Origin of the sequence: Rhodobacter capsulatus, from assembly GCF_052363175.1 — a bacterium.
GTDB classification, from domain to species: Bacteria; Pseudomonadota; Alphaproteobacteria; order Rhodobacterales; family Rhodobacteraceae; genus Rhodobacter; species Rhodobacter capsulatus_D.
The window spans coordinates 1,047,049-1,072,575 of record NZ_CP198946.1 but is presented as its reverse complement, the minus strand read 5'-3'; the positions used below and the strand labels follow the sequence as shown (position 1 = coordinate 1,072,575).

Here is a 25,527-nt window from a genome sequence, read left to right as displayed (position 1 = left end):
CCTCGCGGCGACGCGCGAGCCGCGCAACGGGCTTGAAATACCCATGAATCAATCATATGATTGATTCATGGGTAAACAGACCTCGCCTCACCATTATCTGCGACAAGAGACGCGGCGCGAGATGATCGCGGCGGCGGCTATCGCGCTGATCCTCGAAAAGGGCGCCGCGGCACTGCGCACCCGCGACGTGGCGGCGCGCGTCGGCATCAACATCTCGACGCTGCATTTCCATGTGGCGACGAAATCCGATCTGCTGCGGCTGGCGGCCGAGACGGCGCGTGAGACGTTTCTTGCGCTGCTGCCCCCCCTGCCCGCCGCCGACCTCGGCGCACAGGAACAATTGCGCGCCGAGGTGCAGGCCTATCACGACAGCCTGCGCGATCACCCCGAACTCGCCGCCTGTTTCGCGCAACTCACGCAGATCGCCCCCTCCGAGCCCGCGATCGGCGCACTGATCGAGGCGTTCACCCGCGGCTGGTGCGCCCGCTATGTCGAAATCCTGACGCAGGGCCGCGCCCAGGGCGTCTTCCGTGCCGATCTCGAACCGCTGCCAGCCGCGCTGATGATCACCGGGGCGCTGAGCGCCTTTGGTCCGCGCGGCCCCGGCGGGCTGGCGCTGTTCTGGCCGGTCTTTGCCGAAATCGAACGCGGGCTGCTGGCCCGCTCTGAGGGAGGAGTGCGATGAAGTTTTCCGACATGGCCGAGCGGCAGATCCTGAAGGCGCAGGCCGAGGGGCAGTTCGAGAACCTGCGCGGCGCGGGCAAGCCGCTCAACATGGACAATGATGCGGGCAGTTCCGATGCCATCGGTTTTCGCATCATGGCCGAGGCGGGGGCCCTGCCGCGTGAAATCGAGCTGCGCAAGGCGGTCGAGGCGCAAACCGCCCGGCTGCGCGCGGCAACGACAGAAGAGGACCGCCGCCGCGAGACCAAGGTTCTGGCCGATCTGCAGCTGCGCCTCGACATCGAGGTCGAGGCGCGGCGGCGGTTTTACGGCCGCTGAGCGGCTCTGTTGCAGCAATCGCTTTGGGAAATCATCTCGTAAATCCCGTCTGGCAGGTGTTCTGGATGAGCAGCCGCCCGACCGACAAGACCCGGAACTGGCCCGCCTATAACGAAGCGCTCAAGCGCCGTAGATCGCGGACCATTGCCGCTCGGTCGTCCCCTCTTGGCATCGACGAAGAGTTTCGTGAAAGTGGTCGAAGTCGACACCCCAGCCTCTGACGCAGCGAAGTTGAGGATCGCCCGGATCGTGTTGATCTCCCGGACGATCGTGCTTCCTGCCAGACCGCTGTTCACAAGGCTGTCCCGGAAGGTGCAGGCATCTTTGCGGGAATATTTGTCCGCAGGTTTGTCGCCACAAAGATCGATGAGCCTCAGCGAGACCCTGCGCACAGCGTGATGGAAACTTGCCGGACGATTCCGCCCCGTTTGTTCTACATAATGTTCTACGGCAACCGAGAGTTTCGGCAACGCTTCGACAGGGTCGGCAACAGGATCAGCGGCAACCCTTGGGGAAGGATCGATCCCCACGGATTGCGGGATCGTTTCAGACGATTGGGGGATTTTGCGCAGATATCGTGAGACGATGGTGTCGTCAGACATCCTCAGATCGTGCCACTGACGATCAAGTTTGGCAGCGATTTCTTGGGCTTGCCGCTTTGCGGCTGCCGCCGAGCGGGTGCGCAGCGAGAACGAGATGCGGCGTGTGGTGTGATGTCGTGCGAGGTCGGTTGGCACCCGCCGAACGAAGTAGAAAACACCGGATTTTTGGAAGACGAAGGAGCCGGATTTGTTATACGGCTCGTTATCCGCTGATGGGTTCATCCCTTGCCCTCGCAAGAAATCCACCCAATATCAGCCAGTTATTTGGTTGATTTGGCTCCGGCGGTAGGGATCGAACCTACGACCAATTGATTAACAGTCAACTGCTCTACCGCTGAGCTACGCCGGAACACGAGGGGGTGTATAGCGGCGGTGTTTGGGGGGCGCAAGAGGGTCAAACGGTTTTTTTCACACCTCATGCAATCTCGAAAATCGCCGTCGTCGCAAGCTGCGGATGGGCCTCGATCCGGCCCTGAAATACCAGCGAAACAAGGTGCGCAAAGAGATTTCGCGCCGCCGCCGGGTGCAGGGCGGCGGGCGTTTCGACGTAAACTTGTGCCGTCAGCGCCGACAATGTCGCAGGCCCGGCAGCCAGAACCGAGAGAATCTGCTTGGTCCGGGCGAGCCGATGCGCCGCCAGTTCCGCCAGTCGCGCGGCGGGATCGCAGACCGGATCGCCATGCCCCGGATAGAAGATCCGCGCCCCCTGCCCCGCCAGCCGGTCGAGCGACGCGAAATAGGCCTCCAGATCGCCATCGGGCGGCGAGATCAGCGTCGTCGACCAGCCCATCACCACGTCGCCCGTGAAAACCCGATCGCCCATCGCGAAGCTCAGGTGATTGCAAAAATGCCCCGGCGTGTGCAGCGCCGTCACCGACCAGTCGCCCATCGCGAGGGTCTCGCCGTCGAGCAAAACCACATCCGGCCGGAAACCGGCATCGACCCCCTCGCCACCGCCCGCGAGCCCCTCGGCCGCAAGCGCCTGCATCCGCGCGGAGCGACCCGCCTCGGGGCCGCCGAAGGCGAAGATCGGCGCTCCGGTCAGATCGGCGAAGGCCCGTGCCCCCTCGGAATGATCAAGATGCGCGTGGCTGACCAGAATCGCCCCCACCCGCTCGCCCGGTTCGAGATGATCGAGCAGCGCGCGCAGATGGCCGGGATCGGCCGGGCCGGGGTCAAGCACCGCCACCTCGCCCGTGCCCAGAACATAGGTGCAGGTACCCCGATGGGTCAGCGCCGAGGGATTGGGCGCCAGCCGCCGCCGCACGTCCGGTTCCAGGATATCCATGGCTCTTCCCCTCTGCCGCTTCCGCCGCTAGGTTGTGGCATGGATTTCGGCTGGCTCAAACAATTCCTGCCGCGCGGGCTTTACGGTCGGGCCGCGCTCATCCTGATTTTGCCCGTCGTCACGATCCAGCTTGTTGTCTCTGTGGTCTTCATCCAGCGCCATTTCGAACGCGTCACCGAACAGATGACGACCTCGATGCTGCGCGAGATTGCGCTGGTGATCGAACGCGCCGACAGTGCGGCAACGCTGACGCAGGCCGAAGCGCGGTTGACGGAACTGTCGCAGGCGCTGGATCTCGACCTGGCGCTGCCCGCGCAGATCCCCGCCCCGGCCACCGACGCGCGCGAGATCACCGATTTCACCGGCCTCACCGTGCAATCGACGCTGCATGCGGGGCTTCCGGGGCTGATCGCGCTCGATCTGACCAATGGCGGACGGGTGCAGCTCTGGGTCGAAAACCGCTACGGCCCGCTTTACATCGCCTTTCCGCGCGGCTGGGTCTCGGCCTCGAACCCGCACCAGCTTCTGGTGTTGATGGTCTTCGTCTCGGTGCTGATGACGCTGATCGCCTATCTTTTCCTGCGCAACCAGCTGCGGCCGATCCAGCGCCTTGCCCAGGCGGCCGAGGCGTTCGGCAAGGGACAGGTGGTGGCTTATCGGCCGACAGGGGCGCTGGAAGTGCGGGCGGCGGGCAAGGCCTTCCTCGAGATGCGCGACCGGATCGAGCGGCAGACCGAAAGCCGGCGCCTGATGCTGTCGGGGATCAGCCACGATCTGCGCACGCCGCTGACGCGGCTCAGGCTGGGGCTGTCGATGCTGCCCGAAGAGGCCGAGACCGAGGCCGAGATCGCCGCGATGGCGCGCGACGTGACCGAGATGGGCAAGATGATCGACGCCTTCCTGAATGTCGCGCGCGAAGAGGCCGTGGCGGGCGAGGCCGAACGCATCGACATCTGTCCTTTCGTGGTTCAGGTGGTCGAAGATGCGATCCGCGCCGGGCAGCCGGTGCGGCTGGTGGCCTGCCCTGAAACCCCGGTCACCGCCGTGGTGCGCCCGGATGCCTTGCGGCGCGCGCTGGAAAATCTGATCGGCAATGCGGTCCGATACGGCACGAACGCCGAGGTCACGGTCGCCGTGCGTTCGCGCAGCCTGCGCATCATTGTCGAGGATGACGGCCCCGGCATCCCGGCGGATCGGCGCGAAGAGGCTATGCGACCCTTCACGCGGCTGGATCCTGCACGCAACCAGGACCGCGGTCAGGGCGTCGGTCTTGGTCTGGCGATCGCCGCCGATATTGCACGCGGCCATGGCGGCAGTCTGAAATTGCTCGAAAGCGCGCGGCTGAGCGGTCTTGCGGCGGAACTGCACCTGCCTTTGTAAGGCCAAGATCCTGCCACACAGACGCGGCTGCGGTCAGAGGATCAGGATAAACAGGCCCACCCACATACCGGCCCCGGTCAAGACCGAGGGGATCAGCCACCAACCCGACGGCATGCCCCCCCCCGCCTCCGCCCGATCTGCCGACATCGATGCATCGACATGCATATCCGCTGTTGTCGTTGTCACGACCCCACTCCTTCACACCAGTTCCCACTTTCCCGAAGTCAGGCTAGGGCTCGAATTCTTAACGAAGTCTTTCACCGCGGCAGGGTTTGTCGGGTCAGGGGCGACTTTCCTACTCATTGGTTAATCCGGAAGCCCGGAAATCCGCAGCGCAGGAACGGTCAGGTGCGTCGTTCTTAAGGATGCACCGAATTCGAACCAAGCTTCGCTTGCAGCGCAGGGCGATCTGCCGCAGTGTGAAGGCTTGATGACGGCGGGGAGGGCTGTCGGTCCGGTGCAGTTGAACTGTGCCCCGCCCCCCCCTAGATATGGGGCATGGGAAGGGACGGGTTGCCAATCGCGGGACCAGTGCCTTTCGCCGCAAACAAGGACAGAGAATGACCGCACTCCCCTCCACCCATCCGGTCCTGCCGCTGCGCGACATCGTGGTGTTTCCGCACATGATCGTGCCGCTTTTCGTTGGCCGCGAGAAATCCGTGCGCGCCCTCGAAGAGGTGATGGCCGACGACCGCCAGATCCTTCTTGCCAGCCAGATCGACCCCTCGATCGACGAACCCACGGCCGAGGGCATCTTCCGCGTCGGCGTGCTGGCGAATGTCCTGCAGCTGCTGAAACTGCCCGATGGCACCGTCAAGGTGCTGGTCGAGGGCAAGACGCGGGTGCGGATCACCGAATTCGTCTCGAATGACAGCTTCTTCGAAGCGCAATCCGAAACCCTGACCGAGGTCGAGGGCGACCTTGACACGATCAAGGCGCTGTCCCGCTCGGTCGCCGAGGAATTCGAGCGCTACGCGAAGATCAAGAAGAACATCCCCGAAGAGGCGATGGCCGCCGTGGCCGAAACCCGCGAGGCCGACAAGCTGGCGGACCTCGTCTCGGGGCATCTGGGGCTTGAGGTCAAACTCAAGCAGGAACTGCTCGAAACGCTCGACATCTCGGAGCGGCTCGAAAAGGTCTATGGCCTGATGCAGGGCGAGGTTTCGGTCCTGCAGGTCGAGAAGAAGATCAAGTCGCGCGTCAAATCCCAGATGGAGAAGACGCAGCGCGAATATTACCTGAACGAACAGATGAAGGCGATCCAGCGCGAGCTGGGCGATGGCGAGGATGGTCAGAACGAGCTCAACGAGCTTGAAGAAAAGATCGCCAAGACCAAGCTGTCGAAGGAAGCCAAGGACAAGGCCGAGGGCGAGCTGAAGAAGCTGCGCTCGATGAGCCCGATGTCGGCCGAAGCGACGGTGGTGCGCAACTATCTGGACTGGCTGCTCAATCTGCCGTGGGGCGTGAAGAGCCGGGTGAAGAAGGATCTGCTTGGCGCCGAAAAGGTGCTCGACGCCGATCACTACGGGCTTGAAAAGGTCAAGGAACGCATCGTCGAATATCTCGCCGTGCAGGCGCGCTCGGACAAGCTCAAGGGGCCGATCCTGTGCCTTGTCGGCCCTCCGGGCGTCGGCAAGACCTCACTGGGCCGTTCGGTCGCGCGGGCGACGGGGCGGGAATTCATCCGCATCAGCCTTGGCGGCGTGCGAGATGAGAGCGAAATCCGCGGCCACCGGCGCACCTATATCGGCTCGATGCCGGGCAAGATCATTCAGGCGCTGAAAAAGGCGAAGACGACCAACCCGCTGATCCTGCTCGATGAAATCGACAAGATGGGGCATGATTTCCGCGGCGATCCGGCCTCGGCGCTGCTTGAAGTGCTCGACCCGGAACAGAACTCGACCTTCGTCGATCACTATCTGGAGGTCGAATATGACCTTTCGAACGTGATGTTCCTGACCACGGCGAACAGCTACAACATGCCCGGGCCGCTTCTGGACCGGATGGAGATCATCAGCCTTGCGGGCTACACCGAGGATGAAAAGTCCGAGATCGCCCGTCAGCACCTGATCCCCAAACAGGTCAAGGCGCATGGGCTGAAGAAGGGCGAATTCACCCTGACCGACGGGGCGCTTTCGGACATCGTGCGTTACTACACGCGCGAAGCCGGGGTGCGGAACCTGGAACGCGAGATCGCCAAGACCGCTCGCAAGGCGGTGACCGAGATCATCAAGGCCAAGGGCACGGTGAAATCGGTCACGGTCGACGAGGCGAAACTCGGCGATTATCTCGGCGTGAAGCGGCACCGCTATGGTCTGGCCGAGGCCGAAGATCAGGTCGGCGTCGTCACGGGTCTGGCCTGGACCTCGGTCGGCGGCGATCTCTTGCACATCGAGGCGCTGAAGCTGCCCGGCAAGGGGCGGATGAAGACGACCGGGAAACTGGGCGACGTGATGAAGGAGTCGATCGAGGCGGCGTCGAGCTATGTCCGTTCGATCGCGCCGGAAATCGGGGTGAAACCGCCGAAATTCGAAACGCTCGACATTCACGTGCACGTGCCCGATGGCGCGACGCCGAAGGACGGTCCCTCGGCCGGGCTCGCCATGGTGACCTCGATCGTTTCGGTGCTGACCGGTATTCCGGTGCGCAAGGACATCGCGATGACGGGCGAGGTCAGCTTGCGCGGCAATGCGATGCCGATCGGCGGGCTGAAAGAGAAACTTCTGGCGGCGCTGCGCGGCGGCATCAAGACCGTGCTGATCCCGGAAGAGAACGAAAAGGACCTCGCCGACATCCCGGCGAACGTGAAGGAAGGGATGGAGATCATCCCGGTCACCCATGTGCGCGAGGTTCTGGCCCGCGCGCTGGTGCGGATGCCCGAGCCCGTGGAATGGGACGAAGCGGCCGAGGAAGCCGCCGCTGCGGCCGCCGCTGCGGCGCGGGCCGAAGCCGCCAGTGCCACCGCGCATTGATCCTCACGACGATTGATCCCCGGCGCGCCCCTTTCGGGGCGCGTCTTTTTTTCAGGGCCGCGTGCTCCGCAATCTGATGGATTGTTGCGGCATTGCGACCTAACCTCTGGGCGATCGAAGAACCAATGGGGCAGCCATGAGCAAATCCACGAAGACATCCGACGCGGACGCGGCCGAAGCGGGCGATGGCGGCGCCGCGCTCAGCGTTCAGGTCAAGAAACGCGATTTCGTCGAGCGCGTGGTGCTGCGCAGCGGCGCCAAGAAGCCGGTCGCCCGCGATCTGACCGAGGCGGTCCTTGCAACGCTGGGCGAAGCGCTGGCCAAGGGCGAGACGCTGGTTCTGCCGCCGCTTGGCAAGATTTCGGTGACGCGCAGCATCAGCAAGGCGGGTGGCGACATGCTTCATGTCAAGCTGCGCCGGATGGGCACGGCGGAGGATGCGAAAAAGGATGACGATTCCGCAGAAGACCCCCTTGCGGTCGCCGAGGAGTGACGCTAAACACCCCGCTACCGGGCGATTAGCTCAGCGGTAGAGCGCTTCGTTCACATCGAAGATGTCAGCGGTTCAAATCCGTTATCGCCCACCATGTTTCACGTTGAAAGCGCTGGATTTTTCCGGCGCTTTCTTCATTTCTACGAAGCGCGCTCCGGTTCGGTGAACCTAGAATGTCACTTCGGAACCTTCCGCAGGTTCATGAAGTCGAGCGCCGCGACGGCATCGTCCATCTGGTTCGGCAGGTAGCGCGCATAGGTTCGGAACGTCACCGCGGTGTTGCTGTGGCCGAGGACCTGCGAGACTTTCTCAAGCGGCACCCCTGCCCCGAGCATGTGAACCGCCGCGGTGTGGCGCAACTCGTGGATGGTGACATGCCCCAGCCTGGCCCGGCGAACCGCCGCGCTCACGCCGTTGCGGATGCACGCCACAGGCCCGCCCGCATATTCGATCACCGAATCGGACAGTGCCGCCTCGCGCGCCGTGTAAAGTGCGGCGCGCACGCTGGCATTCATCGGCACGATGGCCCTGCCCTTGCGGGTCTTGCTGTCGGCGATTCGCAGGTTGATGCAGTTGCGCTCGAAATCCACCCGGTCCCAGGTCAGATCCAGCACGGCGCCGACCCGCGCCCCGGTCCCGAGCAACAGGATCAGCGCCAGGCGGATATGCGGCGCGCTGGCGTGCTCGATCAAGCGCCGCGCCTCACCCGCATTCAGGATGCGCTTTTCGGGATCCGGTTTCGGCGGGCGCCAGACATGCACGGTCTCCCCGGCATAAAGGCGCGTTTTTTTGCCGTAGTTCAGCGCGCTTTGCAGGTGGCCGAGTTCGGTCCAGATGCTGCCCTGCGATATCCCGGCCGCCTCGCGCGCCGTGGCATAGGCCCGGCAGGCGGTGCGGTCGATCTGCTCTGGCGCCATGTGACCAAAGGTGGGCAGGATCGCCTTGCCGGTGTAGCCCATCGTCTTTGCGGTTGGTTTGTCGCCAAGATCCCGGACGTAGTCTGCCCAGATCGAGGCCACCGTTGCCGCGCTGGTCGATGCCGCGGTTTTCTGGCGATAAACGGCTATTGCCTCGCTCTCGGCTTCCTTTCGGGTGCGTGCCTCAAGCTGATAGCGGCGGCGTCCGGTATCGTCGTGCCAGTAGACGCAATATCCGCCTCGCAGGCGTCCGATGCTGATGTCGGGCATTGCTCCGCGTTCCTTTCGTATTCTTCGACGGCGTCGGGTTTGATGCGCAACAGGCGGCCGACTCTGTAAGCGCGCAGTTCGCGCCGGTGTATCAAGTTGCGCACCGTCTGCGGAGAGACGCCCCACAGATCGGCCAACGTTTCCGGCGTGAACGGGCGCTGGTCATGTTTGGTCATTGGCTTGCCCCCCTTTGCTTCCCGGCATTTCGTCCCAGGTGCGGCCGTCGAGCATGCGGCCAGATGCGCGCTTGCCGATGCGATACATGCTGCAGCCGGTGATGATGTTCCAGGTGGCGCCGGTCCAGCCAATCTTGGTTTTGCCAGCCATGATCAGCTCTCTCCCCAATAATCCATATCGCTCTCGGCGCAGACCTCCGGGCCTTCACTGCCGAATTCAGGATCTGCGAAGTACGATTCCGCGACCTCGCTGGCATAGGCCGCGACCGGCGTGCCGTCGTCGAAATGGGTAAACCCGCATTTCGTCAGGCAATGCGCAACGAACCGTTCGACGAATTGCTCCTTGGTCAGTTGATCAGCCATTGCGGACCTCCTGCTGCCGCTCGACGAAGCCGCCCCATTGATCAGCACAGGCCTCGGCGAGGCCCTGGAAGGTGCGGCTGCGGATCTTCCACCGATCCGGCCCGGGGCTGGCGCGGTGGATCGCGGACCATTTCGCGTGCCGCTCCGGCTCTTCGGCTTTGCGCGGCGGCACCAGCTTGTTCGTCGGGACGAGGGGCGGCAGGCCGCGCAGATAAAAGCCGGTGGCCTTGAAGAACGGATCACCGAACCACCACGGCTGGACGATCTGCGGGCGCGGCAGATCCGCGGGCAGGCGTTCGCGCGCGTGCGGGTTCATCACCGGGTTCTCGACAGCCACGCGCGGCACCGGCGCCTGCCAGCAGGCCGCAAACAGTGCAGCCCCGCGGTCGAGGTCGGCCCACAGGAAGGCGAGCCGCTCCTCACGACTCATGCGCAGGTAGGCCTCCCGCTCCGCCGCGGCATAGGTCTCCGGCAGGCGCTTCGAGGGCTCGTGCAGCCACCTGACACCGCTGTTGCACAGCCGCGTGCAGGGCGGGTGCATCACGGCGAGCAGATCCCAGCCGTCCGCCAGATAGTCGCGCAGGTCGCCGACAATGTGCCGGTTGCTGCCGTCCTCGCTGGGGAGCAGATCGACGCTCCAGGCATCATGCCCTCGGGCCGAGAATGCGCGGCGCATCACGCCTGAGGTTTCGCAGCCGATCAGAACGCGCATCATTGCCATGCCGCGAAAATGAGCCACGCACCCAAAGAGCCAAGCGCACAGCAGGCATAGGCTGGCAACAAGACGCTGAGCCCGTCCGCCACCCGATCGGGTCCGCCGCTTTCCGGATCGGCGACGATCACCCGCCTGATGGCAAGGATGCCAAAGACGGACACAAAAACAAGAATAGCGCCGATGATGGTCATGTTTCGCTCCTGTCTCTCGGGATGCCGGGCCGCGGGCGGGCCAGCGGGGTGATTTTCAGCGCAAGGCCGCTCAGCAGGCGGGACATGATCTGCCCTTGCAGCCAGCCGCGACCGGCGGGGGTGTGATAGTCGATCTCGCACCGACCGGTGTCGCGGATCACTTCGTCAAGCTCTGGGTCGATGACTTCGACGCGGACAGGAAAGGTCATGGGGGGGCTCGCGTGTTGGGGGGCTGCGGCGCGTGGAGGGGGATGACGCGCCGCAGCCTTGCCCGTGCGGGTGGGCGCACGGGATCTCAGATCATGCCGAGGGCGGTTTTGTAGAGATCGAGGATCGCCTCTTCCTCGGCGACATCATTCTTGTCGCGCTTGCGCAGGGCGATGATCTTCCGGATCACCTTGGTGTCATAGCCGCGCCCCCTGGCCTCGGCCATGATGTCCTTTTGCTGTTCGGCGATGTCTTTCTTTTCGGCATCAAGCTGCTCGTATTGCTCGATAAACTGGCGCAGCTCGTCGGCGGCGACGGCATAGGCGCGATCGCGCACCGCGCAATCGGCGGCGGTCTCTTTCATCGGGGTCTGGTCCAGCATCCTGTGTCCTGGAAAAAGGGCCCGGGCGCGGTGTCGCTTGAGCGCCCGGGCCAGGTGCCCGGCCGGGAGTCAACGGCACTCGGGATAGAGAGGCGCCGTCGCAAAGGCCGGGTGGCAGATGTGCGGTTCGAGCGCGAGGGTGAGGTTCAAAGCGGTGCGCAGGCCAAGATGGCCGAAGAGCAGCGTGGCCGCGAGGATCGCCGCATAGGCGGAAAGCGAAAGCGAAAGCGAGGGGTGATGCGACACGGCAAGCCCGTCGCGCAGTCGCAAAAATCTGGGTTCGTCGCGCCGCATCACTGCCTCCTGTGTGGTGGTCTTTGGTGCGCTGGATTGCGCCGCCAAAGATTTGCATACCGCAAACTTCCACGCAAGAAAAAAGTTTGCTAATAGCAACATTTGATTTGAGGGCGATTCGCTCTCTGCAATGCTGTCGACATGCAATCAGGGGAGGGCGGGGCGCGAAGTCAGCCGTGCAAGCAGGCTTTGCGCGAGGCTTGGCTTGTGGCAGCGCAAATCGAGTCGCATGCCGAGCAAAGCTGCGACGCAGACGATGAGCCTCCCGCAGGGATCGCCCTGCCCTGATGGCTTGATCCAGGATGGATCGTCAAATAGTGGGGTTCAGCTGTGCATTCGACCGCAAAATCTTGCGGGTTGCGCCGCCCCCTCGTTCACGCAATGTTCGCGCCGTCCGACTGGGGGTCTATAAAGTGAAAGAGGAATTCAAGAACGGGTTCGAGAGTCTTGATGTGGCGAGCAAGGCTCGGATGCTTCTGAAGCTTCTTGCGCTGCTAGAAAATGAAGGTACCGCAGGGCGTCGCGCCGACCGTCCTGCGATAGCGCCTCGAACACCCGAAGCGCCTGGGCGGAAAGCTCTTCGGCAATCAGGGCTGACATGGAACAGCCCAACGCGTCAGCGATAAGCTGCAGCGTCGCCTGGCTGGCCTGACGCTTTCCCGTTTCAATCTGTGACAAAAAGCCTTTGGACAGCCCCGTGATGTCGGCGAGCTGTTCAAGCGTCAACGCGCGGTCGTTTCTAAGCTTCTTCATCGCACTGATCATGTTTGCATGATGCCATTTGGCCCGCCTTTTGGCTAATTGCTGAGGGCCAACAATCCGCTTGAATTTATGTTTGCTTCATGCAAACATTTGGCATGAGCAAACTCTCGGAACATCTTCGGCAGGCCGGTGTGCTGCAATCCGCATTCGCGGAAGTTCTTGGCGTATCGCGCGGTCACCTCAGCGCATTGATCAGCGGGGCAAGGCTTCCCTCGCTTGATCTCGCGGTGCGGATCGAACGTGAAACCGCTGGCGCCGTGCCCGCAGCCTCTTGGGTGCCGGAGCCCGATGCCCCCTCGGATGCCGAGGGCGCGAGCCTTGCGCCGGGTCTTCGCACCTTGCCTGCCGTTCAAATGGCACCTGCCCTTTCGCAAAATTCCTTGACCGATACGCGTCATCCTGACGGTGCGGAAGGACGTCTCCCATGAGAAACGGCACTTTGATCTCGCAAGAAGATGCGGCGCGGCGGATCGAGGATGCGCTGCGGCTTCGGGTCGGGCGGGGGCGTCGGTTTTCGTTTCCGGCGCTGTCGGATGCGACGGGCATCCCGACGCGGACGCTGGAGAGCTATGTGCAGGGGACGACGCCGCAGCTGAGCGCGCTTTTGTCGATCTGCTCGGTGCTGGGGCCGTCCTTCACCAGCGACATTCTGGCGGCCTGCGGGCAGATGGCGCATGAGGCGAGCCCGGGCGAGCCCGAGCATCTGCGGGTGGCGGCCTCGCTGGGCGAGCTGGTGATGCAGATTTCCGAAGCGGTGGCAGATGGTTACGTCGATCACCGCGAGGCGGCGCAGATGCGTCCGCTGGCGGCGCGGCTGATCGAGCTCTTGGAGCCGCTGGCCTATGACCCGGCGGCGCGGGGGCGGCCATGAGCGGCGCGGCGCTGCGGATCGAGACCGGGCGGATGGCGCGGTTTCTGGGGCTGATGCGTGACCGGCTGGTGCTTTTGGGCGATGGCGAGATCGACGCGGTCGAGCGGTTTTGCGACGCCGCGGGGCTGGTGCGGCTGGTGCAGGGACCGCCCGAGGGCGGCGCGCTGGTGCTGCTGGCGGTGCCGAGCCTGCGCATGCTGCATTTTCTGGACCGGATCGGCTGCGCGCCCTGGGCGGCGATGGCGGTGGCCTTTGCCGGGGTCCATGTGCCGCCCGAGGCGGGCGAGGTTGATGACCTGCTCGCGCGGGCGTTCTGAGGACGGGGCGGCACGATGGGCATGAAGCTGATCAGCGGGCCGCGGGCACAGGGCAAGGTGATGCTGTCGCCTGTCGGCGGGGCAGTTCTCAACGCGGGGAGGATCTGGGGTGGTTGAGGCATTCAATGGGGCCGGGATACAGCGCGCCGCGATCTTCAAGCCGGTGGGCGCCGAGGAGATCCGCGACTATCCGCTGTCGAACGAAGACCGGCTCGACAGCCATTACTTCGTTCCCTGGGAGCGGCGGCGCTGGCTGAACTCCGACATGCGCTTGCGCGGTACGGCCGAATGCCGGGCGATCTATCTGGATCTGATCTTCATCTCCTATGACCAGTCGCCGGTCGGCACGCTGCCGATCGACACCGATATTCTGGCGCGGCTGGTGATGGTCGATCCGGTGCATATGCGGGCGCTGTGCAGCCTGCCCTACGGGCCCCTGCACCGCTGGGAGCGCTGCCGGTGCGATGGCGGCGAGATCCGGTTGATGCATCCGATGGTGCTGCGCACCCTGACCGAAGCGATCGCGCGCAAGGAAGACAACCGCGCGAAGAACGAGGCGGCCAATGCCGCCAAGCGCCGCCAGCGGCTGCGGATCACGATCTCCGGCTATGCGGCGGATCTGGCCAAAAATGATGCGGCGCTGCTGTTCATGGATGAATGGCTGGTGAGCCAGGGTTGCGAGTACCGGTCCTCGGCATGGATCGAGCGGGCGCTGGCGGCCTGGTCGGATCACATGCTGGCCCTGACCATGCGGGCCAGATCGGACCGGCCATAACTGTCCCGAAGTGTCCGAAAGACAGTGTCAAGACAGTCTCGGACACTCTCGGACTGTCCTGCACGACAGGGAAAAGGACAAGACATTGAAAGGGATAGAGGCCGATCCGCAGACGGACCCGAGCGGCGAGCCTGTGGATATGTGGATAAGTGCCGAGAAAGGAGCAGGGAAGATGACAGGGCAGGACCAGGACCAGGATCAGGAACAGGAACAGGACGGTGAACGTCCGGACGGGGGCCGGAGCGAGGCGCGGGTGCGCGCCGAGTTGCTTGGGCCGATGGCCGGGCTGCGGCGCAGCCGCAAGGTGACGGCCGGGGACCATGCCCGCGATCAGGCGATGATCGCGCGCAGGCTGTCTTACATGAGCCGACAGAACCTGCGGGGCCTGTGCGAGATGGCGCTCAAACAGGCGCGCGGGGTCTGGCCGGAACCGGCGCTCTTGCTGAGCTGGGGCTATGGGCTGGAGCAACCGCCGCCGCAAAAGAGCGATTACGTCGCCTCATTGCTACGTTCGGCGGCGGGGCGCGAGGCGGGCGACGGCGGCTATCTGGTCGAGCTGATGCGCATGGCCCGGCGGCTGGGCCCGCCGCCCGGGCGCTACATGATTTCGAAGCTGCGCGAAGAGGCCGCCGACAATGCCCGCCGCCGCGCCGGGCTTCGCCAGATGCTGGAGCGCGGTAGCAGCCTGCGCCGCGAGGATCACGCCTGGCTGGAGGCCTATCACGCCGATCTGGCGCTGGCGGAATCGATGATGAAGACTTCGGATGCAGAGGATCGCGCGGCATGAGCCTGATGACATTTCCCGGGGGGCGGGTCGTTCCCGCGACAGTTCTGGCCGATCTGGCGGTGCGCCAGCTGACGGGCACGGCCGATCCCGCGGCGATCCGGGCGCTCGCCGAGCGCGATCGGGCGCAGTTCCGTTTCTGGGTCGAGGTGCTTGACTGGGCGCTGACGACGAAGGCGGTGGCGCGCAGCGAGCTTTGGGCGCGGCGGGGCGGCGCGGGCGGCCCGCTTGACGTGGTGCTCTCCGTCACGCGGATGCAGGCGCTGGCGCAGGCCTGCGTGATGGCGCGGGCGGCGGTGCCGCAAAGCTGCGGGCCGGAGATCGCGGCCGCGCCCGCGCGGGGCGCCGCGCTGCGGTTTCAGCCGGTCGCAATGGTGCCGAAGGGCGCCGAGGGCTTTGCCGCGGAACCGGTGGGCTATCGTGGCCGCGATGCGGTGCGGCGGGCCGATCTCTTCGACAAGATGGAACGGGCGGCGCAGCGGCGCGGTCAGGCGGCGCCGTTCTCGCCCGGGCAGGTTCTGGCGGGGCGCAGCTATGCGGCGCTGGTCGAATTCGTCTCGGCGGGCGGGGTCAAATGCTCCAGCCTCGAAGGGCGGATCGGCGGCGGCGGCGCGGGCGGGCTTGACTGGATCGAACGGCACGCCCAGGCGGCGGCGCGGGTGGCGCGGATGCGGGCGCTGATCGGCTCGGGCGCGGCGCTTTCGGTGCGCCGGGTGCGGCCCTCGAAACGCGCCGAAGAGGGCGGCGCGCGCCTGATCGCGGATCGGGCGCTGGTCGATGGTGTCTGCCTGCAGGGCCAGAGCCTTGGCGATGTGCTGCTGGCGCATGGCTGGGCGAAGAGCGGGCAGAACATCGAGGCCCTGCGCAAGGCGCTGGCGGCGGCGCTGGAAAGGATGCGACTTTGCGCTTGACCGTTAAATCGCGACTGCGTATGGATTTTGCATGATCACGAATTGCGCCCGAAGGCTGACCGGCCTTGCGGGCGTTTTCATTTTCCGGGGACGACATGGCCATCAGGAAGCTGTGTTCGGCGCCGGTCTGCGAGGCGCTGGCCCTGCCCGGCGGCTCGCGTTGCCCCGAACATCTGGCCCGTGACAGAGAGCGCAAGGCCAAGGCCGCGCGCTCGGCCGAGGCCAGGCGCTGGCACGCGCTTTATCAGGATCCGCGCTGGCGGCGGGCGGCGGCGGCCTTTCTGGCGGCGCATCCGCTTTGTGCCGATTGCGCCGAACTGGGCGTGATCGAAGCCGCGCGCGAGGTCGATCACATCACCCGCCACAGGGGCGATGCGCGGGCGTTCTGGGACCGGACGAACTGGCAGCCGCTGTGCAAGCGCTGCCATTCGCGCAAGACCGCGCGCGAGATCTGGCACGGCGCAGACTGAGCCCCCCCCGGGGGGTATCCGGAAACTGGCCTCCTCCCCCCCGCACCGGCGGGAGGAGATCTGTTTTCGCGGCCGGGAAATTGGGATCAAAAACCCACTTGGAAGGAAGGAACACGAGGGCGGCATGCGCGGCGCGAAAGGCAATCTGAGGATCGTCACCCCGATGAAGGGCGAAGACGAGGCCATCCCGGCGCCGCCCGAGTTCATGAGCGCGGATGCGCGCGAAGTCTGGCTGCGGCTCGCCCCGCAGCTGGTCCGGCTCAAGCGGCTGGAGCCGCATTATCACGAGCTCTTCGCGGGCTATTGCGAGGAAGTCGCGGTCTATATCGCGATGACGCGCGATATCGGCGCGCATGGCGTGACCTATGAGACCGGCGCGGGGCGCAACGGCAACCAAAAGCGCACCCGCCCCGAGGTGCATCTGCGTAAATCCGCGCTGGAGGGAATGATCCGGCTCGGCGCGCTCTTCGGGCTCTCGCCGATCGACGAGAAGCGGCTCGGCGCGGCGAGCCAGGGCGATCTCTTCGAGGATCTGATGCGGGCGGTGAATGCGCCCTCCGCTTGATCACCCGGTCTCGCGCTATGCGACCGATGTGATGGAGGGGCGGATCGTGGCGGGCGAGCTGGTGCGGCTGGCCTGCGCGCGCCATCTGCGCGATCTCGACACCGGCGCCGAACGCGGGCTTTACTTCGACTGCGCCGCCGCCGACCGGATCGTCAATTTCGCGCGGATGCTGCAACACACGGTCGGCCCGATGGCGGGCAAGCCGCTGGAGCTGCAGCCCTGGCAGGTGTTCCGGCACGGCTCGGTCTTTGGCTGGAAGCGCGAAGGCTCGGGGCTGCGCCGGTTCCGCTCGACCTATCACCAGGTCGGCAAGAAGAACGGCAAGACCACCGATACCGCGGTGCCGATGCTGTTCACCCAGCTTCTGGACGGCGAGGCGGCGCCGCAGGGCTTTTGCGCGGCAACGACGCGCGATCAGGCGGGGCTTCTGTTCAAGGAGGTGGGGCGGATCGTCAAGCGCTCGCCGGTCCTGGGCAAGATGATGCAGACGATGCGCCACGAGATCGTCACGCCGCGGGTGGACGGGGTGATCAAGTGCCTCTCGCGCGACGGCGATTCCAGCGACGGGATCAACCCGAGCTTTCTGGCGCGCGACGAGATGCACCGCTGGACCGACCGCGAACTGGCCGAAACGATCGTCGAGTCGATGATCGCGCGGGCGCAACCGATCGACTGGGTGATCACCACCGCGGGCCATGACCGCCACTCGCTTTGCGGCGAGCTGCGCGGCTATGCCGAGGGCGTGCTGCGCGGCGCGATCACCGATGACGCCTTTTTCGGCTTCGTCGCCGAGCCGCCCGCCGATTGCGACCCGCTCGATCCGGCCTTCTGGCCGATGGGCAATCCGAACCTCGGCGTGTCGAAGCCGATCGGGAAGATGCACGAGGCGGCCTCGAAAGCGGCGGCGATCGCCGCCTCGATGCCGAACTTCAAGCGCTTCCACTGCAACCTCTGGACCGAGGGCGAACAGATGTGGATCGCGCGCGAGAGCTGGGATCAGGGCGCGGCCGATGCGCCCTTCGATCCCCGCATGCTTTACGGCCGCGATGCCTGGGTGGGGGTGGACCTGTCGAACAAGATCGACACCACGGCGATTGTCGTCGCCGTGCCGCTCGACGGGCTGATCTACCTGATCGCCTACACCTTCCTGCCCGCCGGGCCGAAGGGGTTCATCGTGCGGGCACAAAAGGAGAAACGGGAATATGTCGCCTGGCGCGACCAGGGCTGGCTGGAGGTGCATACCGGCGGCTCGATCGACGAGGCGCAGATCGAGGCGCGGATCGGCTGGATCGCAAAGACCTTCGCGGTGCAGGAGATCGCCTATGATCCCTGGGGGATGAAGTACATGGCCGACCGGCTGGCGAAGCGGCGCCTGCCGATGGTCGAGCACCGGCAGGGCTTTGCCAGCATGTCGAACCCGATGAAGCGGGTCGAGGAGCTGGTGGCGCAAAACCGCATCCGCCACGGCGGCAATCCGGTGCTCGCCTGGCAGGTGGGCAACGTGCACCGCGACGAGGACGCGGCCGAGAACATCAAGCCGAACAAGAAACGCTCGACCGGGCGGATCGATGCCGCGGTGGCGATGATCATGGCGGTGGGACGCGCCGCCGCGGGCGAGCGCAGGCGCAAGCAAGCAAGAGGGGTGGAGACATTATGAACCTGCGCGGTCTTCTGGGCTTTGGCGGCCGTGCCACGCGGCTTGCCGCGGCGCGGATCGAACCGGCGCTGACCGGACTGGCGACGGAACGGGCGACGGCGGGCGCGGCCGCCCTGCCCGTCTCGCACGACGCGGGCTGGCGGGAGTTCGGGATCACGGGCGCAAGCCGGGTGCGCAGCCTGCCGCGGGTGACGCCCGATCTGGCGCAAAAGCATGCGACCGTGGTGGCCGCCTGCACGGTGATCGCGGGCGATCTGGCAAAGCTGCCGCTCGGCGTGTTTCAGCGCGCGGGCAGCGGGCGCGAGATCCGGCTGCGCGACCATCCGCTCGATCACCTGCTCAATGCCGAGGCCGCGCCCGGCGTGCCCGCCCATGTGATGCGCTTCGCCATCGGCTATGCCTTCACCCTGCGCGGCCGCGGCTTTGCCTTTGCGCCGCGCGACGGCGCGGGCGAGGTCACGCTGATCGAGGCGATCCGGCCCGATCACTGCACCGTGCTGCGCAGCGGGCGCGAACGCTATTACGAGTTCGAAGACGGCGCGCAGGTGCACCGCCGTGTCTCGGGCCGGGTGATGGCGCATCTGCGCTACATGGCCGAGGACGGCTGGACCGGGCGCAGCCCGATCGAGGTGGCGGCCGAGACGCTGGGCATTGCGCTCGCGCGTCAGGAGGCGGCGGCGCGGCTTGCGGGCGGCAAGGGTTTCAAGGCGGTGGCGAAGCTCGAGGATTTCGGGGCCGATGACGAGACCTGGCAGCGCGCACGGGCGCGGCTCAAGGCGGCGATGGCCGAGGATGCCGACGAGGGCGTGCTGATCATCGGGCAGAGCGACGATATCAAGTCGCTTGGCCTTTCGGCGGCGGATCTGGAGCTGTTGGCCTCGCAGAAGTTCGACCGCGAACAGATCGCGGCGCTTTACCGGGTGCCGCCCGCCAAGCTGCAGATGCTCGAATATGGGGTGAAGGCGAACGGCGAGCAGCAGGCGCTGGATTACAAGGCCGAATGCCTGACGCATTGGGGCCGGTTCCTTGAATCGGGTCTGGGCCAGGGGCTGCTCAGCGAGGCCGAGCGCCGCGCCGGGCTGTTCCTGCGCCACCAGTATGACGCGCTGCTGATGGCAACGACAAAGGAACGCTACGAGGCGATCACCAAGGCGGTGGGCGGGCCGATCCTGACGCCCAACGAAGGGCGCGCGATCGAGGGCAAGGACCCGATCGCGGGCGGCGACGTGCTCTATCCGCCGCCGAACATGACGCGCAAGGACGACGGAGCGACAGAGAAGGAAGGCTGAGAGATGGGCAGAACGGTTTGGGACGTGCTGGCCGCGGGCGGCGGGCTGATGGCGCTGGATACGGCGCGGGCCGCCGAGCTTCTGGCGACGGCCTGGCCCGAGGCGGCGACGGCAGGGCCGCAGGCCTCGGCGGGCGATCCGGCGCGCTACACGCGCGAGCGCGGCCTGGCGGTGATGCCGGTGCGCGGCCTGCTGACGCCGAATTCGGCGCTTCTGGAACGCTATCTGGGCTGGGCAACCTATCGCGGCATCACCGAGGCCTGCGCCGATCTGGCCGCCGACGCGGCGGTGTCGGCGGTGGTGGTCGAGTTCGACACGCCGGGCGGCTACACGCTTGGCATCGAGGATGCGGTGACGGCGCTGCGCGATCTGGCGGCGGTCAAGCCCGTCCATGCGCTGGCCGCGCCGCTCGCCGCTTCGGCGGGCTATTGGCTGGCCAGCCAGGCGCGCGAGCTGGTGATGACGCCCGGCGCTGCGGTGGGCTCGATCGGGGTGGCGGTGACGGCGGCGGCCAATGTCGCGCCGGGGGCCGCCTCGGGGGTGCAGCTCTTCGATTTCACCTCGCGCCATGCGCGGGCAAAATGGCCCGATCCGGCGACCGAGGACGGCAAGGCCGAGATCCGGCGCGGCCTTGATTGCACCGAGGCGCGGTTTCACGCGGCGGTGGCGGAAGGGCGCGGCATCGCCCCCGAAGATCTAGCCGCGCGGCTTTCGGTGAGCGACGATCCCGAAGATGGCGGCGCGGTTTTTGAGCCCGCCGAGGCGATGGCGCGCGGGCTCGCCGACCGGATCGAGACCCGCGCGGCCTTTTATGCCCGGCTGCGGGCCGCCCATGCGCCCGCCCCCCGCAAGGCTATGGCGCGGGGGGCGCGGGCGCTGGCCGCGGCGGCCCGGGCGCAGGCCCGTCTCTAAGACTTCCCGGCCCCGGCCGGTGTGACCTCGCGCGCGGTGGCGGCGGGGAATGTGGCCGCGCGCTCGGCGCTGCGGCCTTGGATCTCGGAAAGGAAGAACGATGACGATCGACGATCTGCGCCGCGCGCGAAAGGCGGCGGCGGACAGCATGTCCGAAAAGGCCGAAGCGCTGGCCGCGCTGGAAGCGGCCGAGACGCCCGATGCGGCGGCGATCAGCGCGGCGGAAACCGCCTTTGCGGCGGCGCAGGGCGCCTTCGAGGCCGCCGACAAGCAGGTGAAGCGCGCCGAGGCGGTGGAAGCCGCCCAGGCCGCCGCCGCGGGGCCGGGCGACACCGATCCGGGCGCGAACCTTGGGGCGGGCGCGGCAGCGGTGCCGAAAGACCCCGCCCACAAGGGCATCGAGGTCGGGCTGATCGTCGGCGCGCTCGCTGCGCAAAAGGGCGATCTGGGCCGCGCCGTCGCCCAGCTGGACCGGGCGGGCTTCGGCCAGGTCGCGGCCGCGCTCAACGCCACCGATGCGACCGCGGGCGGCGTGACGGTGCCGCGCCCGCTGGCCGCGGATCTGATCGAGATGCTGCGCCCGCGGGTGGTGATGCGCCGCGCCGGGGCGCGGGTGGTGCCGATGCCCGCGGGGCAGCTGCGCAAGGCGCGTCAGACGGGCAGCGCAAGCGCGGGCTATGGCGGCGAGACCGTGGCACCGCGCGCCAGCGCGCCGAGCTTCGATGCCGTCGACCAGAGCTTCAAGAAGCTGCGCGCGCTGGTGCCGATCTCGAATTCGCTGCTTTCCTATTCCTCGCTGCAGGTGGGCGCGCTGGTGCGCGATGATCTGCTCAAGGTGATGGGCGCGCGCGAGGATCTGGCCTTCCTGCGCGGCGACGGCACGAACGAGGCGCCCAAGGGCGCGCGCAACTGGATCCCGGCGGGGCATTGGCTGGGCGCGGTGGCGGGCACCGATGCGCTGGCGATCGACAAGGCGTTGCGCAAGCTCGTCTCGCTGGTCGAGGATGCCAATATCCTGATGGTCACGCCGGGCTGGATCATGCGGCCGGGGGCGAAGAACTTCCTGGCCGCGCTGAAGGACCTGCATGGCAATGCGCTCTATCCCTCGATCGACGCGCGCGGCGAGCTGATGGGATTTCCGATCCACACCACCACCCAGCTGCCCAACAACCTTGGCGCCGGGGCGAACGAGACCGAGGTGATGTTTGCCGATTTCTCCTATCTGGTGATCGGCGAAAGCGGCCTCTTGCGGATCGCGCAATCGACCGAGGCCGCCTATCTCGACGCCAATGGCGAGATGCAATCGGCCTTTGCCAATGACCAGACGCTGATGCGCGCCATCGCCGAGCATGACTTTGCCCCCGAACATGAGGTGGCGATCGCCGGGCTGCAGGGCATCGGCTGGGCGCTGTGAACCGGGCCGGGCCGCGCCCGGTTGCGGCCCGGATCTGATCGGAAAGGAGCAAAACATGGCCAGGCTGGTCACGGTAAGATTTCTGCGGGGCGCCGCGCCCTACAACACCGGCGAGATTGCCGGGTTTGACGCCTCTGTCGCCCGGGCCCTGATCGAAGGCGGTGCGGCCGAGGCGGTGAAGGCCGCGCCGTCCTTGCCCGCCACGGCGGCCGGGCCGGAAGCCCGCAAGCGCGTGGTGCTGACCTTCATCGCCGCGGCGCCGCCCTATCATGCGGGCGATGTGGCGGGCTTCGAGGCGCTTGAGGCGGCGGCGCTGGTGGCCCGGGGCAAGGCGGTGCCGCTCGCCGCAAGGACCGCCGCGACCGCCGCCGGGGAAGATCCGGCCGAAGAGGAAGAGCCCGCCGCCGATCCCGCCGAAGATCCCGTCAAGGAAGAGGATCGCGCGGGTGCGGAAGGCCCGGATGACGCGATCGACGACGACGCGGCCGAGCCGGAGTTCATGCTCGTCGATCATGACGACGACGGCAACGACCATGACGACGACGGCGCAGGCGAAGACGACGACGGCGAAGACGGCGCCTCGCCGGTGCAGGGGCGCGCGGGCTGATGCGCGTTCTGGGACCGGTCCCGGGCGTGGTCAGCGTCGCCGAGTTCAAGCGCGCCACCCACATGGACGAGGGGACAGAAGACGACGCGACCCTCGCGGCCTGTCTTGCGGCGGCGCAAAGCCTGGTCGAACAGGCGACAAACCGTCCGCTTGGGCTGCGCGAGGTCGAGATCACGCTGGAGGCGGTTCCCGGCCTGCGGCGCTGGTGGTTTCCCTGCGCCCCGGTGGTGGCGGTTTCCAGGGTGGTGGTCGAGACCGAAACGGGCGCGCTGGCGCTTGACCCGGCGCGCTGGCGGCTGCGTCTGGCCCATGACGAACCGCAGATCGACTTCGCCGCGGGCGCACTGCCGCCGATGGCCGCCCCCATGCCGGTCACGATCACCGCCAGGGTCGGCGCCGATCCCGACAGCCCGGCGATCCTGCCGCTTCGGCAGGCGATCGTGCTGATCGCGCGGGAATGGCACGAGGCCGGGATCACCATCGCAGGCGAGGCGGCAAGCCCCGGCGCGCTCTCCTTTGGTGCGCGCGCAATGCTTCGGCACGCCCGCTATCTGCGCCCGCGCGTGTTTTCCGGGGGCTGAGAATGGGCGAGCAGCTTGACACAAGGGTGACGATCCTGCGCCCGCAGATCGGCGATGACGGTCTGAGCCGAACCCTCACCGGCTGGGAAGAACATGCGACCCTTTGGGCGAGCTTTGGCGAGACCCCGGGCGCGGAAAGCGCCGCGGCCGGGCAGATCGAAACGCGCCGCGGTGCAAGGTTGCGCCTGCGCGCCTCTCGCCTCGCGCGCCAGATCACCGCCGCGGACCGGGTGCGAGCGCGCGGCCAGCTTTGGGATATCCGCGGGATTTGCGCCCCGGATGCGGGGCGCGGGCTGATCGAGCTCTCCCTTGCGGCGATCATGATCGGAAAGGCGGCGGGATGACCGGCACGGTGAAGCTGGAAGGGCTGCGCGCGCTTGAAGAGGCGCTGGCGCAGATCGAAAGGACCGCCACGGCGAAAGCGGTGATGCGCCGCGCGCTGAAGACCGCCGCCCGGCCGGTGGTGGATCTGGCCGCGGCGCTCGCCCCCGAGGGGCCGACCGGCAATCTGAAGCGCTCGATCAGCATCAGCACGAAGCTGAGCAAGCGCCAGCAGCGGGCGAACCGCAAACTGCTGGCCGAGGGCAAGGCCGCGGTCGAGATGTTTCTGGGCCCCGATTACAAACAGGCGGGCAATCACGCCCATCTTGTGGAATTCGGCACGAAGCCGCACCGCAACCGCGGCCAGTTCGCCGGAACGATGCACCCCGGCACCGCGCCGCGTCCCTTCCTGCGCCCCGCCTGGGATGCCGAGGGCAGACCGACCCTCGATCGGCTGGGCAAGACACTCTGGGTCGAGATCGAGAAGGCGGCGCGACGCGCGGCCGCCAAGGAGAAGGGCTGATGGAAGAGAGCTTTCGCGCCGCCCTTCTGGCCTCGGGCGCGGTCACGGCGCTCGCTGGCGACCGGATCGACTTTGGCGCAAACCCGCAGGACACGGCCTGCCCGCGCCTCGTGCTCTGGACGATCGGCGAGACCGGGGGGCTGCTGCTCTCGGGCCCCGATGGCGTCTGCCGCGGCCGGGTGCAGGTCGATTGCTACGGCGAAAGCTATGGCGCGGCCAAGCACCTTTCCCGCGCCGTGCGCGCCGCCCTCGATGGCTACAGCGGCGGTGGGTTTCAAGGCGTCTTTCACGCGGGCACGCGCGATTCACAAGACAGCGAGGCCCCGTTCCGGGTCTCGCTCGACTTCATCACGGTTTACACAAACTGAGGAGGGCCGCATGGCCAGCAAGCAAATCATCGCTTACGGGGCAACCGTCGAGCGCTCGACCGATGGTATCGCCTGGGCGGCGATCCCGGAATGCAAGGGCATCGCCATTCCGACCCCAAGCACCGATTACATCGATGCCACCTCGCTCGACAGCCCGAACGGCTTCAAGGAATACATCCGTGGCATGCGCGACGCGGGCGAGATCTCGCTGCCCTGCGGCTACACCGCCGCGGGCTACGAACAGCAGATCGCCGATTCCGTCCGCGACGAGCCGGTCTATTACCGCACCACCCTCAAGCCCGCCCCGGGCCAGACGACCGGCGATGTCTTCCAGTTCCGCGGCTTTCCGACCCCGCAGGTAGAGGGCAACGATGTGACCGGGCTGATCGCCATGACGATCAGCATCCGCACCACCGGCGACGTGATCTGGACCAAAGGGACGGAGGCATGACCAGCATGAACAGCTTGCGCGGCGCGGTGCCTTTCGCCGGGGATCGGTATTTCCGGCTCTCCACCAATGCGCTTGTGCGCTATCAGGACGCCGCGGGCGAGACCCTGCTTGACGCCATGGCCGCGCTGGAACAAAGCCCCGGCGACACGCGGCGCATCCGCCGGATGGTCTGGGCGGCGCTCTCGCATGAGGGCCTCACCGAAGAGGCGGCGGGCGATCTGATGGACGAAATCGGCCAGACCGAAGCGGCGCGGCTTCTGGGCGAGGCGATCCGCGCCGCCTTTCCGCAGGCGGGCGCCCAGACCGGGGAGACCGGGGGAAACGGGGCGAGCCGGAAGAAACGGATCCCCTGAGCGCGCTGCTGCGCGCCTGGCTTGAAACGGGGCAGGATTATCCGGGTTTCTGGGATCTGACCCCGCGCGAGGCGGTGATGATCCTGCGCGGCGCCGCCACGCAACGACGCGCCGAAGTCGAGGCCGCCCGCGCCCTCAATCACCAGCTCGCCGGGCTCGTGGCCTTTGCCTTCCACGATCCGCAACACCTGCCGGAGTTCCGGCCGGACGACACCGCCGCCGCGGCGCCCCCGCAGGGCGCGCGCGAGGTGGATCATGAACGGGTCCGGGGTGCGCTGATCGCCATGGCGCTGCGCCCCCGGCCCTGATCCTCAAACCCGGCCGCCTTCGGGCGGCCTTGTCTT

General features: G+C 66.7%; 36 protein-coding genes, 2 tRNA genes and 1 pseudogene. 26 read left to right on the top strand and 13 right to left on the bottom strand.

What is annotated here, in order from left to right; translation table 11 throughout:
• Positions 1 to 67 precede the first annotated feature (67 nt).
• A complete protein-coding gene (locus tag ACTTAI_RS06110; protein WP_444454911.1) occupies positions 68 to 685 on the top strand; it encodes a TetR/AcrR family transcriptional regulator in 618 nt (205 codons plus the stop codon).
• On the top strand, positions 682 to 1,002 hold the full coding sequence (locus ACTTAI_RS06105) for a J-domain-containing protein (RefSeq protein ID WP_444454910.1): 321 nt from the start codon (positions 682 to 684) through the stop codon (positions 1,000 to 1,002). Before ACTTAI_RS06110 ends, ACTTAI_RS06105 begins: the two co-directional genes overlap by 4 nt.
• 614 nt (positions 1,003 to 1,616) lie before the next feature.
• Here the strand turns inward: ACTTAI_RS06105 and ACTTAI_RS06100 are convergent.
• From ACTTAI_RS06100 to ACTTAI_RS06090, 3 genes and pseudogenes are all read right to left on the bottom strand, one after another.
• Positions 1,617 to 1,826 (bottom strand): annotated as a pseudogene (locus tag ACTTAI_RS06100) (DUF6538 domain-containing protein); the annotation flags it as partial.
• A gap of 52 nt (positions 1,827 to 1,878) precedes the next feature.
• Positions 1,879 to 1,953, bottom strand: a tRNA-Asn gene (locus ACTTAI_RS06095).
• Positions 1,954 to 2,019: 66 nt separating this feature from the next.
• Complete coding sequence (locus ACTTAI_RS06090; RefSeq protein WP_444454909.1) at positions 2,020 to 2,892, bottom strand: MBL fold metallo-hydrolase; 873 nt, start codon at positions 2,890 to 2,892, stop codon at positions 2,020 to 2,022.
• 39 nt (positions 2,893 to 2,931) lie between these two features.
• Between ACTTAI_RS06090 and ACTTAI_RS06085 the strand changes: the two genes are divergently transcribed.
• The 4 genes from ACTTAI_RS06085 (at position 2,932) to ACTTAI_RS06070 (ending at position 7,831) form a co-directional block, all read left to right on the top strand.
• Positions 2,932 to 4,272, top strand: a complete 1,341-nt coding sequence (locus tag ACTTAI_RS06085; RefSeq protein ID WP_444454908.1) for an ATP-binding protein — start codon at positions 2,932 to 2,934, stop codon at positions 4,270 to 4,272.
• Positions 4,273 to 4,832: 560 nt separating this feature from the next.
• Positions 4,833 to 7,244: an endopeptidase La gene (lon, locus tag ACTTAI_RS06080; RefSeq protein WP_444454907.1), complete on the top strand. Its 2,412-nt coding sequence runs from the start codon at positions 4,833 to 4,835 to the stop codon at positions 7,242 to 7,244.
• Positions 7,245 to 7,380: 136 nt separating this feature from the next.
• Positions 7,381 to 7,737, top strand: coding sequence for an HU family DNA-binding protein (locus ACTTAI_RS06075; RefSeq protein WP_444454906.1), 357 nt, complete (start codon positions 7,381 to 7,383; stop codon positions 7,735 to 7,737).
• Between the two features lie 19 nt (positions 7,738 to 7,756).
• Positions 7,757 to 7,831 (top strand) — tRNA-Val (locus ACTTAI_RS06070).
• Positions 7,832 to 7,913: 82 nt separating this feature from the next.
• Here the strand turns inward: ACTTAI_RS06070 and ACTTAI_RS06065 are convergent.
• From ACTTAI_RS06065 to ACTTAI_RS06020, 10 genes are all read right to left on the bottom strand, one after another.
• Positions 7,914 to 8,915 (bottom strand): tyrosine-type recombinase/integrase, encoded by a 1,002-nt coding sequence (locus ACTTAI_RS06065; RefSeq protein ID WP_444455704.1) that lies wholly within the window; start codon positions 8,913 to 8,915, stop codon positions 7,914 to 7,916.
• The gene (locus ACTTAI_RS06060) at positions 8,801 to 9,100 is read right to left on the bottom strand and encodes a helix-turn-helix domain-containing protein (RefSeq protein WP_074555961.1); all 300 of its coding nucleotides are present in this window, start codon (positions 9,098 to 9,100) and stop codon (positions 8,801 to 8,803) included. Before ACTTAI_RS06060 ends, ACTTAI_RS06065 begins: the two co-directional genes overlap by 115 nt.
• The gene (locus ACTTAI_RS06055; protein WP_444454905.1) at positions 9,087 to 9,251 is read right to left on the bottom strand and encodes a hypothetical protein; all 165 of its coding nucleotides are present in this window, start codon (positions 9,249 to 9,251) and stop codon (positions 9,087 to 9,089) included. Before ACTTAI_RS06055 ends, ACTTAI_RS06060 begins: the two co-directional genes overlap by 14 nt.
• A gap of 2 nt (positions 9,252 to 9,253) precedes the next feature.
• Positions 9,254 to 9,463, bottom strand: coding sequence for a hypothetical protein (locus ACTTAI_RS06050; RefSeq protein WP_444454904.1), 210 nt, complete (start codon positions 9,461 to 9,463; stop codon positions 9,254 to 9,256).
• Positions 9,456 to 10,175 (bottom strand): hypothetical protein, encoded by a 720-nt coding sequence (locus tag ACTTAI_RS06045; protein WP_444455703.1) that lies wholly within the window; start codon positions 10,173 to 10,175, stop codon positions 9,456 to 9,458. The genes ACTTAI_RS06050 and ACTTAI_RS06045 overlap by 8 nt, the downstream gene beginning before the upstream one ends.
• Positions 10,175 to 10,369, bottom strand: a complete 195-nt coding sequence (locus ACTTAI_RS06040) for a hypothetical protein (RefSeq protein WP_444454903.1) — start codon at positions 10,367 to 10,369, stop codon at positions 10,175 to 10,177. Before ACTTAI_RS06040 ends, ACTTAI_RS06045 begins: the two co-directional genes overlap by 1 nt.
• On the bottom strand, positions 10,366 to 10,578 hold the full coding sequence (locus ACTTAI_RS06035; RefSeq protein WP_023912138.1) for a hypothetical protein: 213 nt from the start codon (positions 10,576 to 10,578) through the stop codon (positions 10,366 to 10,368). Before ACTTAI_RS06035 ends, ACTTAI_RS06040 begins: the two co-directional genes overlap by 4 nt.
• An 86-nt stretch (positions 10,579 to 10,664) precedes the next feature.
• A complete protein-coding gene (locus ACTTAI_RS06030; RefSeq protein ID WP_444454902.1) occupies positions 10,665 to 10,958 on the bottom strand; it encodes a DUF2312 domain-containing protein in 294 nt (97 codons plus the stop codon).
• 69 nt (positions 10,959 to 11,027) lie between these two features.
• Positions 11,028 to 11,252, bottom strand: coding sequence for a hypothetical protein (locus tag ACTTAI_RS06025; protein ID WP_444454901.1), 225 nt, complete (start codon positions 11,250 to 11,252; stop codon positions 11,028 to 11,030).
• Positions 11,253 to 11,678: 426 nt separating this feature from the next.
• Positions 11,679 to 12,017, bottom strand: a complete 339-nt coding sequence (locus ACTTAI_RS06020; protein WP_023920829.1) for a helix-turn-helix domain-containing protein — start codon at positions 12,015 to 12,017, stop codon at positions 11,679 to 11,681.
• A gap of 92 nt (positions 12,018 to 12,109) precedes the next feature.
• Here ACTTAI_RS06020 and ACTTAI_RS06015 point away from each other — a divergent pair, with 92 nt between their 5' ends.
• The 20 genes from ACTTAI_RS06015 to ACTTAI_RS05920 all read left to right on the top strand — a co-directional run bounded on the left by ACTTAI_RS06015 (position 12,110) and on the right by ACTTAI_RS05920 (position 25,491).
• Positions 12,110 to 12,442, top strand: coding sequence for a helix-turn-helix transcriptional regulator (locus tag ACTTAI_RS06015; protein ID WP_444454900.1), 333 nt, complete (start codon positions 12,110 to 12,112; stop codon positions 12,440 to 12,442).
• The gene (locus ACTTAI_RS06010; protein ID WP_444454899.1) at positions 12,439 to 12,885 is read left to right on the top strand and encodes a hypothetical protein; all 447 of its coding nucleotides are present in this window, start codon (positions 12,439 to 12,441) and stop codon (positions 12,883 to 12,885) included. The genes ACTTAI_RS06015 and ACTTAI_RS06010 overlap by 4 nt, the downstream gene beginning before the upstream one ends.
• Positions 12,882 to 13,202, top strand: a complete 321-nt coding sequence (locus ACTTAI_RS06005; RefSeq protein ID WP_444454898.1) for a hypothetical protein — start codon at positions 12,882 to 12,884, stop codon at positions 13,200 to 13,202. The genes ACTTAI_RS06010 and ACTTAI_RS06005 overlap by 4 nt, the downstream gene beginning before the upstream one ends.
• Before the next feature lie 109 nt (positions 13,203 to 13,311).
• Entirely contained in the window at positions 13,312 to 13,977 is a 666-nt protein-coding gene (locus tag ACTTAI_RS06000) for a hypothetical protein (protein WP_444454897.1), read from the top strand.
• Between the two features lie 172 nt (positions 13,978 to 14,149).
• Complete coding sequence (locus ACTTAI_RS05995; RefSeq protein WP_444454896.1) at positions 14,150 to 14,764, top strand: hypothetical protein; 615 nt, start codon at positions 14,150 to 14,152, stop codon at positions 14,762 to 14,764.
• Positions 14,761 to 15,672, top strand: a complete 912-nt coding sequence (locus ACTTAI_RS05990; RefSeq protein ID WP_444454895.1) for a hypothetical protein — start codon at positions 14,761 to 14,763, stop codon at positions 15,670 to 15,672. Before ACTTAI_RS05995 ends, ACTTAI_RS05990 begins: the two co-directional genes overlap by 4 nt.
• A 95-nt stretch (positions 15,673 to 15,767) precedes the next feature.
• On the top strand, positions 15,768 to 16,142 hold the full coding sequence (locus ACTTAI_RS05985; protein WP_444454894.1) for an HNH endonuclease: 375 nt from the start codon (positions 15,768 to 15,770) through the stop codon (positions 16,140 to 16,142).
• 124 nt (positions 16,143 to 16,266) lie between these two features.
• Entirely contained in the window at positions 16,267 to 16,707 is a 441-nt protein-coding gene (locus tag ACTTAI_RS05980) for a phage terminase small subunit P27 family (protein ID WP_444454893.1), read from the top strand.
• Positions 16,691 to 18,364 (top strand): terminase large subunit, encoded by a 1,674-nt coding sequence (locus ACTTAI_RS05975; RefSeq protein WP_444454892.1) that lies wholly within the window; start codon positions 16,691 to 16,693, stop codon positions 18,362 to 18,364. The genes ACTTAI_RS05980 and ACTTAI_RS05975 overlap by 17 nt, the downstream gene beginning before the upstream one ends.
• On the top strand, positions 18,361 to 19,653 hold the full coding sequence (locus ACTTAI_RS05970) for a phage portal protein (RefSeq protein WP_444454891.1): 1,293 nt from the start codon (positions 18,361 to 18,363) through the stop codon (positions 19,651 to 19,653). The genes ACTTAI_RS05975 and ACTTAI_RS05970 overlap by 4 nt, the downstream gene beginning before the upstream one ends.
• Before the next feature lie 3 nt (positions 19,654 to 19,656).
• On the top strand, positions 19,657 to 20,565 hold the full coding sequence (locus ACTTAI_RS05965; protein ID WP_444454890.1) for a S49 family peptidase: 909 nt from the start codon (positions 19,657 to 19,659) through the stop codon (positions 20,563 to 20,565).
• Positions 20,566 to 20,665: 100 nt separating this feature from the next.
• On the top strand, positions 20,666 to 21,979 hold the full coding sequence (locus tag ACTTAI_RS05960) for a phage major capsid protein (RefSeq protein WP_444454889.1): 1,314 nt from the start codon (positions 20,666 to 20,668) through the stop codon (positions 21,977 to 21,979).
• Positions 21,980 to 22,034: 55 nt separating this feature from the next.
• On the top strand, positions 22,035 to 22,586 hold the full coding sequence (locus ACTTAI_RS05955; protein ID WP_444454888.1) for a hypothetical protein: 552 nt from the start codon (positions 22,035 to 22,037) through the stop codon (positions 22,584 to 22,586).
• Positions 22,586 to 23,167: a head-tail connector protein gene (locus tag ACTTAI_RS05950; protein ID WP_444454887.1), complete on the top strand. Its 582-nt coding sequence runs from the start codon at positions 22,586 to 22,588 to the stop codon at positions 23,165 to 23,167. The genes ACTTAI_RS05955 and ACTTAI_RS05950 overlap by 1 nt, the downstream gene beginning before the upstream one ends.
• Positions 23,168 to 23,169: 2 nt before the next feature.
• Positions 23,170 to 23,511 carry a phage head closure protein gene (locus tag ACTTAI_RS05945; protein ID WP_444454886.1) on the top strand — a complete coding sequence of 114 codons (342 nt, stop codon included), beginning with the start codon at positions 23,170 to 23,172 and terminating at the stop codon, positions 23,509 to 23,511.
• Positions 23,508 to 24,011: an HK97-gp10 family putative phage morphogenesis protein gene (locus ACTTAI_RS05940; protein WP_444454884.1), complete on the top strand. Its 504-nt coding sequence runs from the start codon at positions 23,508 to 23,510 to the stop codon at positions 24,009 to 24,011. The genes ACTTAI_RS05945 and ACTTAI_RS05940 overlap by 4 nt, the downstream gene beginning before the upstream one ends.
• Positions 24,011 to 24,379 carry a DUF3168 domain-containing protein gene (locus tag ACTTAI_RS05935; RefSeq protein WP_444454883.1) on the top strand — a complete coding sequence of 123 codons (369 nt, stop codon included), beginning with the start codon at positions 24,011 to 24,013 and terminating at the stop codon, positions 24,377 to 24,379. The genes ACTTAI_RS05940 and ACTTAI_RS05935 overlap by 1 nt, the downstream gene beginning before the upstream one ends.
• A 10-nt stretch (positions 24,380 to 24,389) precedes the next feature.
• Complete coding sequence (locus ACTTAI_RS05930) at positions 24,390 to 24,830, top strand: hypothetical protein (protein ID WP_444454882.1); 441 nt, start codon at positions 24,390 to 24,392, stop codon at positions 24,828 to 24,830.
• Between the two features lie 5 nt (positions 24,831 to 24,835).
• Positions 24,836 to 25,183 carry a hypothetical protein gene (locus ACTTAI_RS05925; protein WP_444455702.1) on the top strand — a complete coding sequence of 116 codons (348 nt, stop codon included), beginning with the start codon at positions 24,836 to 24,838 and terminating at the stop codon, positions 25,181 to 25,183.
• Positions 25,184 to 25,260: 77 nt separating this feature from the next.
• The gene (locus ACTTAI_RS05920) at positions 25,261 to 25,491 is read left to right on the top strand and encodes a hypothetical protein (RefSeq protein WP_444454881.1); all 231 of its coding nucleotides are present in this window, start codon (positions 25,261 to 25,263) and stop codon (positions 25,489 to 25,491) included.
• Positions 25,492 to 25,527: the final 36 nt, after the last annotated feature.